General features: G+C 34.7%; 1 protein-coding gene and 1 pseudogene. Both read right to left on the reverse strand.

Going from position 1 to position 1,793, the window contains the following annotated elements:
- Window positions 1-598: 598 nt before the first annotated feature.
- Complete coding sequence (locus tag ACFIO3_RS12565; RefSeq protein ID WP_375704566.1) at window positions 599-1,378, reverse strand: hypothetical protein; 780 nt, start codon at window positions 1,376-1,378, stop codon at window positions 599-601.
- 94 nt (window positions 1,379-1,472) lie between these two features.
- Window positions 1,473-1,793: pseudogene (locus ACFIO3_RS12570) on the reverse strand (hypothetical protein); the annotation flags it as partial.

Raw genomic sequence — 1,793 nt, forward strand, 5'->3', positions numbered from 1 at the left:
ATAAGAAACGTTAAAACTCTTTTTTATTACAGTTATAACTTAGTTATCATTTGCTCTTAAGAACGTTTCATTTATGAGAAAACTAAGATTTAGCTTTCACAGCAGAAAAAATTTAAAAACCTTACATTTTATAAAAGCGTTTGTTTATTTATCTTATGAAAAGCTGCTTTTAAAAACCAATGCTTGCAAGCTAAAAAGAACGTTTTTTGCAGATATTTATTGAATATGCATTTGCTTTTGATTGGATTGATAAAGCTACCGAGCATTTTGATTTGTTTGATACGTTTAATAGCCATAACAAGCATTTATAGGCTCTGTAATTCAAATGAGTGATTAAAGATCATACGCACATTTACGTTTCTTTTGATAAGTTTTCATATCTCTCATAGAGCGCTTGCAATATGATACGTTTTGTATATATGCATTCATTACTCCATTGTGGATGATTCATTTTAATCATTAGAATAGACATTTGAAAGCCGCGTCATATCATTTGACACGGCTTTTTTTATGAATGCTATCTTTTATGAGATGTTTATAGTAATGCATTTTATATGCGTTTATAACCATAAAGAATGCACGCCCCCCATACCTGTTTTTATTCTGTTTTATCAGTTATATTGATAACATTATCTCTTTCATACACCTCACAATTTTTTGGAACCAACCTTACTTTGCTTTTTTTGTTGATTTTTGCATTGCCATAAACACGCCCCCAGATCGTTGCACAATATGAGATTTTAGCATTGCCATAAACAGAGCCATAAATCTCACAAGAGCCACTCACACAAGCATTTCCATAAACCTTGCCATAAATTTTAGCACGACCATTAATAACAGCATAATTATAAACTTTTGCATGGCTATAAATGCAAGCAGAGCCACAAACCTTGGCATGACCATAGACGCGTGCATAACTAAAAACCGTAGCATCATAAGAAACATGCGCATGGTCATAAATATGAGCATCAGCAAGAATGCGGGCACTACCATTCACATGAGCATACCCATAAACATTGCCATAAACATGAGCATTGCCATAGACAAAAGCATGGTCATAAACTTTAGCATATTGAGAGATAAAAGCTTTTCCATAGACCTCAGCATTGCCATAAACTTGACCACAGACTTGCGAATAATGCCGTATTTTTGCATCATCATACACCCTTGCATGACCATAGACACAAGCCTCATCATAGACCCAGCAATTACCATCATGGGATAGGTTAACTTCCTTTTCAATAAAGCCGCCTAAGGACCCCGCCTTTATATCATCAAAATCTTTTAAAGCTTTAATGCGATAAAGGCTTATAATATTTCGAGTAAGAGCATGTTTGATTTTTTTGATTTCACTGGTTAATTCATATTTTTTGCACATAGAGATACCCTCACAATCTAATGTGATAAACGTTTGATAAAATTTGGAATGGAAAATTGAGAGAGGGGCACCCCCGCCGCGCCCGCGCCATTATTTACGCAGCGTTATTTTCAATAATCTTTACAACGGTATCGTTTTCATAAACCTCACAATTTATGGGAACCCAATATAAATCACTGTCTCTTTTTAATCTTGCATTGCCATAGACATTACCTATGACCATGAAATAACCAGAGATTTTTGCATTGCCATAAACCCGCGCCTGATGATAAACCCAAGCATTATAAGAAAGATGCGCATTGTCATAAACATGAGCATTTGCATAAACGCGGGCACAATCACATACATGAGCATTGCCATAAACAAAGCCCATTATAATAGCCTTATTAAAAACCTTGGCATTTTCATAAATATG

Source organism: Bartonella sp. AD328YNZD (genome assembly GCF_042196425.1).

Bases quoted from the DNA above. Each gene is read 5' to 3' on its own strand.
- ACFIO3_RS12565 (WP_375704566.1), bottom strand. From the start codon at position 1,378: ATGTGCAAAAAATATGAATTAACCAGTGAAATCAAAAAAATCAAACAT.